A 5806-nucleotide genomic window follows, 5' to 3' on the forward strand; every position below is an offset into this window, starting at 1 on the left:
CAACCAGTCGACGTGGTCGGCCGGCACCGGCCGGCCGGTCGCGGCCAGCGCGAGCTGCACGCCGGCGGCACCGGTGGCCAGGTCGACCCCGCCCTCGGGGTGGGTGAACTGCCGGGCGTCGCCGGGATAGAGCCGGTCCGCACGGTCGGGCGTCGCGGTGGCCAGGATGCCGGACGCCACCGCGCGCGAGTCCGGGACCCGGCCGGCCGGTCGTCCGGCCGCGGCATCACCGGCCGGGCCCGCCACCCGGGACGCCCGGGTGGTGGCGGGCGGGGTGACCGGCCGGCCGGCCAGGGCCGGTGCGGCGAAGGCGGGACCGAGGTCGGCCCACACCGACCCGGCGAATCCGGCCGGCAGCGGGAACAGCTCGCCGATGAAGGCGAGCAGCTCGGCGACCTTGGTCCGGCCCAGCGGCACGGCCGCGGCGAGCGGCGCGAAGACCACCAGCCGCAGGCAGCCGAGGGCGTACCGGTCGACGGCGGTGCCGGTGTACCCGTCCGGGGCGACGAACCCCGGCGCGCCGATCAGCTGCGGGGCGGGGTCGTCGACCGACGTGGCCGTCTCGAAGTCGATCAGGGCGATCCCGCCGTCCGGGCGCACCAGCACGTTGGCCGGGTGCAGGTCGTGGAAAACCACTCCCCGGCGGTGCATCTCGCCCAGGGTGTGGTCCACGCGAGCCAGGATCGCCAGCGCCCACTCGGCGTGGTCGGCCCAGCCGGGGTCCGCCCGGTCGGGCTCCCGGGCGGCGAACAGCGGGTTGCGGCGGATCATCTCCTGCGCCAGCGACCGGCCGGGCACGTATTCGCGGATCAGGTACCGGTGCTCGTGACCGCGCCGGAAGTCGATCAGGGCGGGGATGCCGTCCACCCCGCTGAGCCGCTGCAGGGCGTCGCGTTCGGCGGCCAGCCGGGCGACCGCGTCCCGACCGCCGGCGTCCAGGCCGGCCAGCGGGCGCGCCTCGCGCACCAGCACCTCCCGGCCGTCGGGCACCGCGGTGGCCCGGTACACCCCACCGCCGTTGGAGAAGTGCAGCGCCCGGTCCACGCGGTACGGGAAGTTCCGCAGCGTGCCCGCGTTCCGCGCGGCGATCGCCGCATCCAGCACCGGCGGCAGCGACACCCACTCCGGCGGGCGGAATCCCGGTCCGCGCCGGTCCTCGACCAGCTCGCCGGCCGGGGTGCGCAGGCAGTAGACCGGCCGGCCGTCGGGGCCGCGGACGACCAGCGGGACGATCCCGCCGTACCGCACGTACAGCGGGCCGTCCCGCCATCGCAGGTCGCTGAGGATGTAGGGCCCGGGCTCGCCGTCGAGCAGGCCGCCCAGCTCGATGAGGATCTGCCCGAACTGTTCCTCGGAGCCCGGGTAGATCGTGACGAACTTGCCGCTGGCCCCCCGGTCGGCGTACTTGCCGTTGCGCCGCTGCAGGACCGCGGGGGTGCGCAGGAACTTGAACATGACGTCGTGGGTGAAGCAGTACTTGGCGATCACCTCCAGGACGTGGGCGGCGTTCTCGGCCACCGCCGAGGCGTGGATCTTCCAGCCCTGGGCGGGCGGCGCGGCCCCGGGCGGCGCGAGGTTCATCCACTCCTCGTTCGCCTGGCCGTGCCAGCCGGTGGGGACGGCGAGCCCGTCGACGAACTCGGGTCCGGCCCCGTCCCCGGCGTCGGACCGGTCGAAGAACGGGAGTCCCGGTGGGCAGAACGCGAGCCGGGCCAGGCTGTCCATCTGTCGCCATCTCCTCGGGGCTGGGGTGGGTGGTCGAGAGGTGCGGGGCGGGCGGGTCGAGAGGTGTTGAGGTGGAAGGGGTCTGGATGCGTCGGCGCGACGGTCGCGGCGTGCGCGGCCGGTGACCGGCGGCGCGTAGGGCCGTCAGCGCAGGACCGGCGCCACCCACTGGTTCCACACCCAGCGGCCCAGCGGCACGTCACCGGTGGCGATCACGGCCTGGCCCACCGGGACGCTCGGTTCCCGGGTCACGGTGAGGGTGCGGCCGGATGCGTCCACGAGCAGGTCGTCGGCGTCCGCGATCGGGAAGAAGGCCAGCAGCGGCGCGAGGGTGGGCTCCGTCGGCCCATCGGCGACCACGGCCTGGCCGACGCCGCGCCGAGTGAGCAGGCCCCGCTCGACCAGCTCGACCGGGTCGCCGGCCTCGATCGCGGCCGGATCGACGGTGTCCGGGAGCACGAGGCGGACGGTCCGCCCGTCGGCCACGAACCCGCCGGTGACCGACCCGGGCACCGGGACGAGGACCAGCGCGCCGGCGACGGCGCCGGCGACCGCGGTCAGCACCAGGGTGATGCGCGTCATCCCGGCCCCCGCGGCCCGGGCCGCGGACACGAGGCCGACCAGGCCGCGACCGGCGCGGTAGGCCAGGTACCCCAGCAGTGCGGTCAGCGCGACCACGCCCGCCCAGCCCGCGAGCTGCAGCAGGTCCATCCACAGCACCAGTGCGGTGAGCACCAGGTAGGCCGGGAAGACCATGCCGGCCAGACCGAACGGGACGGCCCAGGGCAGGTCGGGCAACGATCGGCGGGCGGCGGCCCCGAACAGCACCCGGGCCAGCCAGCTCCGCGCGTCCTGCATGCTCCGGTCGCGCAGGTGCGGCACGTCCAGGTGGCACATCAGGGCGATGTACCCGTCAAACTTGACGAAGGGGACCAGGTTGACCAGCGCCGCGATGAAGGTGGCCACCGAGAACAGCAGCAGGGCAGCCTGTCCCGTCGGTGAGCCGGCGGCCGCGACCGCACCGGCGGCGATCCCGGCAGCCCCGGCGACCAGCAGCTGGGTGGCGATGCCGGCCAGCGCGACCCGGGTCCGCTGCCGGTTGCGCGGCAGCCGCCAGCCGTCGGAGACGTCACAGAAGAAGACCGGGGTGAGGTAGAAGAGCATCATCCCCATGCGCGTGGGCCGGCCCCCGTAGTGCGACAGCGCCATGCCGTGGCCGAACTCGTGCAGACCGGTGGTGAGCAGCGAACCGATCGCGACAGCGATCAGCACGGCCATCGGCTGCGGACCGCCGATCGCCGCGCCCAGGGCCGGGGCCTGGCCGGCCAACGCCAGCAGCCCGCCGGCGACCACCACGGTCGCGGCGATCAGGCTCGAGCGCCGGGCCAGGGCGTCGATCAACGGGGACAGCCGACGCAGCAGGCGATCCGGGTGGACCAGGGTCAGCTGCACGGTGAGCGGCGGGACGAACCGGATCCGGCGCGGCCGGGTGCGGACGGGCGCGCGCCGGTGCCGGGGTCCACCGGCCGGCGGGCCGGCGAGCACCGACAGCGGCGCGAGCCGGCGCAGCACGCCGTCGACGTCCGGTTCGGTCCATGGCGGCCCGAGCGTGGCGGCCAGCGCCCCGGCGTCCTGCCGCCCGTCGAGGGTGCGCAGCAGCCGGCCGACATCGGCACCGACCCGCAGGTACCCGCCGTCGACGCGACGCACCACCCACGGCGCGCCGGCCGCCATCGGCTCGTGCACCTCGACCCCGGGCGCCAGGCCCGGGGCCCGGGTCGTCACGGTCGTCATGACAGGACGTCCGACCGGCGCAGGCGGCGCAGCGCGACGGCCCCGACGAGCGCGATCCACCCCAGGATCACCAGCAGACCCATGGTCGGAGAGAGCATCTCCGGCTTGGCGTCGCGGTAGACCGCGCCCATCGCGATCTGCATCGTGAACCGCCCGACCGCCGGCACCAGCCGCAGCAGGGCCTCGTCCACGAGCAGGGTCAGCACCAGCAGGGTGGCCACGGCGAGCACCTGGTTTCGCAGCAGCCAGCCGAACACGACGCCCCAGGGCCCGGCGAGCGCGACCACCGCGGTCACGCCCACCAGGGTCAGCGTCGCCTCGGTCGACCAGGTGAGCTGCTGCCCGGCCAGCGGCAGGAACAGCCACGCCGACCCGACGGCCAGGCCAGCGGCCAGCACCCCGTACCCGACCCCGGCGATCGACCCGACCAGCACCTTCGCGGTGAACAGCCGGCCCCGGCCGCCGCTGACCAGCACCGACCGGGCGATCGCCCCGGTGCCGTACTCGCGCGTCACGAAGACCGCCCCGAAAAGCATGGACGCGAGCATCATGCCGAACCAGAACCGGACCATCGACGCGGTGGCGGCGGCCGGGGCGAGCCCCGCGGCGACCTCCTGCTCGACCGTGGTGGTGTAGCCGGCCGTGGTCATCAGCCCGAGCAGCACACCGACGCCCAGCATGATCAGCCAGGTGCGGCCGGCGACCGCCTTGCGCGCCTCGGACCGCACCAGGTCACGCATCGGTCCCACCGCCCGCCGACACCGGGACCCGCGGACCGACCAGGTCGAAGAACCGATCCTCGAGCCGGCTGCCACCGCCGGCGGTCAGATCCCGCAGCGGACCCACGTACCGCAGCGTGCGCTGGATGATCACGACGTCGTCGACGGTCTGCTCGATCTCGGACAGCAGGTGCGAGGACATGAGCACGGTGCGACCCCGGTCGGCCAACTCCCGGAGCAGGCCGCGGAGCCAGCGGATGCCGTCCGGGTCCAGGCCGTTGGCCGGCTCGTCCAGGATCAGCACCTCCGGGTCGGCCAGCAGTGCGACGGCCAACGCGTGCCGCTGCTTCATCCCGGTGGACAGGTCCTTGACCCGGCGACCGGCCGCATCGGCCAGCCCGACCTGGTCAAGCACGGTGGCGACCCGCCGCCGGCCCAGGCCGAGCGCGTCCGCCCAGACCCGCAGGTCGCGGGCCACCCGGACGCCGGGAAGCGGGCCGATGCCGTCCATGCTGACGCCGATCCGCCGGGCCGCCCCGGGCAGGTCCCCGTAGGGCACCCCGAAGACCGTGGCGGCCCCGGACGTGGGCCGGGACAGGCCCAGCAGCATGCGCAGGCAAGTGGTCTTGCCGGCTCCGTTGCGGCCGAGCAGGCCGACGATGCGGCCGGGCGACACCTCGAAGGACACGTCGTCGACCGCCGCCACGTCACCGAACCGCTTGGACACCGCGGCGAACCGGATCACCGGCGGCCCGCTCACGACGATCGCCCCGACACCTGACGGTTCCGGTTGAGCTGCCAGACGCAGCCGAGCAGGCCGACCACCCCGGCCGCCAGCACGGCGTACTTCAGGGCGCCGTCCAGGGCGGCGCCGGCGATGACCATGGCGGCCACCAGAACGACGGCGAAGGCCAGGACGACGGGCGTCGACGCCCCCTCCGGCTTGGGTGTGCTCATCATTTTCCTCCTCGCTGACGGGTGAATGGCGAAATCGGGCCGGGATCGGCCCGGACTGCCCCGGCGGGCCGGACGGCGCCGCCGGGGCATCCGTGCGCGCCGGTCAGGTGGCGGCGACCCCCACCGCGGTGATCGCGGTGACGATCAGGGCGCTGTTGAAGGCGCCGGTCCAGAATCCGGGGGCGTCCATCGCCTCCAGCTCCTGCATGCCCAGCTCCAGCCCACCGGCCGGGCCGTCGACGGCCCGGTAGGGGTCCGTGGTCAGTTCCTTGTTCATCGATTCCCTCCTCTCGAGGGTCCGGGGTGGATCCGCGCGTGCGGGGGCGGTCAGGTCAGCGCCGCCCCGCTCACCGCGGCGTAGACGGTGGCGTACGAGACGCCGGCGCTCACCGCGGCGCCGATGCCGGTCCACCAGCCGGGCGCCTCCATGGCCTCGAGCTCCTGCATGCCCAGTTCCAGGGCCGGCAGGTCGGTCTCGATCGGGGAGTTCGTCGACAGATCGATCATTCTCAGTTCACCTCCTCCGGGATCTGGTCGGTTCTCTGGCGTCCTCGGTGTCGGCGGGCGCCCACGTCCATCGAGGGGTTCTGGGGGTGCCCGGCACGGCCGGG

At 74.8% G+C, this 5806-nt stretch carries 7 protein-coding genes; all 7 read right to left on the reverse strand.

Features of this window, described 5'->3' with window-relative positions; translation table 11 throughout:
- On the reverse strand, positions 1-1725 hold a 1725-nt coding region (lanKC, locus tag ACOJUF_RS15285; protein WP_420122685.1), incomplete at its 3' end, for a class III lanthionine synthetase LanKC.
- A gap of 144 nt (positions 1726-1869) precedes the next feature.
- Entirely contained in the window at positions 1870-3519 is a 1650-nt protein-coding gene (gene mpaP, locus ACOJUF_RS15290) for a daptide biosynthesis intramembrane metalloprotease (protein ID WP_420122686.1), read from the reverse strand.
- Entirely contained in the window at positions 3516-4259 is a 744-nt protein-coding gene (locus tag ACOJUF_RS15295; protein WP_420122687.1) for an ABC transporter permease, read from the reverse strand. Before ACOJUF_RS15295 ends, mpaP begins: the two co-directional genes overlap by 4 nt.
- Complete coding sequence (locus ACOJUF_RS15300; RefSeq protein WP_420122688.1) at positions 4252-4998, reverse strand: ABC transporter ATP-binding protein; 747 nt, start codon at positions 4996-4998, stop codon at positions 4252-4254. Before ACOJUF_RS15300 ends, ACOJUF_RS15295 begins: the two co-directional genes overlap by 8 nt.
- Complete coding sequence (locus tag ACOJUF_RS15305; RefSeq protein ID WP_420122689.1) at positions 4995-5195, reverse strand: hypothetical protein; 201 nt, start codon at positions 5193-5195, stop codon at positions 4995-4997. The genes ACOJUF_RS15300 and ACOJUF_RS15305 overlap by 4 nt, the downstream gene beginning before the upstream one ends.
- Positions 5196-5298: 103 nt before the next feature.
- Positions 5299-5472, reverse strand: coding sequence for a daptide-type RiPP (locus ACOJUF_RS15310; protein ID WP_420122690.1), 174 nt, complete (start codon positions 5470-5472; stop codon positions 5299-5301).
- A 50-nt stretch (positions 5473-5522) separates the two neighbouring features.
- Positions 5523-5702: a daptide-type RiPP gene (locus ACOJUF_RS15315; RefSeq protein WP_420122691.1), complete on the reverse strand. Its 180-nt coding sequence runs from the start codon at positions 5700-5702 to the stop codon at positions 5523-5525.
- Between the last annotated feature and the right edge of the window lie 104 nt (positions 5703-5806).

Source organism: Nakamurella sp. (assembly GCF_048594475.1).
GTDB lineage: Bacteria > Actinomycetota > Actinomycetes > Mycobacteriales > Nakamurellaceae > Nakamurella.

Bases quoted from the DNA above. Each gene is read 5' to 3' on its own strand.
- ACOJUF_RS15305 (WP_420122689.1), bottom strand. From the start codon at position 5,195: ATGAGCACACCCAAGCCGGAGGGGGCGTCGACGCCCGTCGTCCTGGCC.
- ACOJUF_RS15315 (WP_420122691.1), bottom strand. From the start codon at position 5,702: ATGATCGATCTGTCGACGAACTCCCCGATCGAGACCGACCTGCCGGCC.
- ACOJUF_RS15310 (WP_420122690.1), bottom strand. From the start codon at position 5,472: ATGAACAAGGAACTGACCACGGACCCCTACCGGGCCGTCGACGGCCCG.
- mpaP (WP_420122686.1), bottom strand. From the start codon at position 3,519: ATGACGACCGTGACGACCCGGGCCCCGGGCCTGGCGCCCGGGGTCGAG.
- ACOJUF_RS15295 (WP_420122687.1), bottom strand. From the start codon at position 4,259: ATGCGTGACCTGGTGCGGTCCGAGGCGCGCAAGGCGGTCGCCGGCCGC.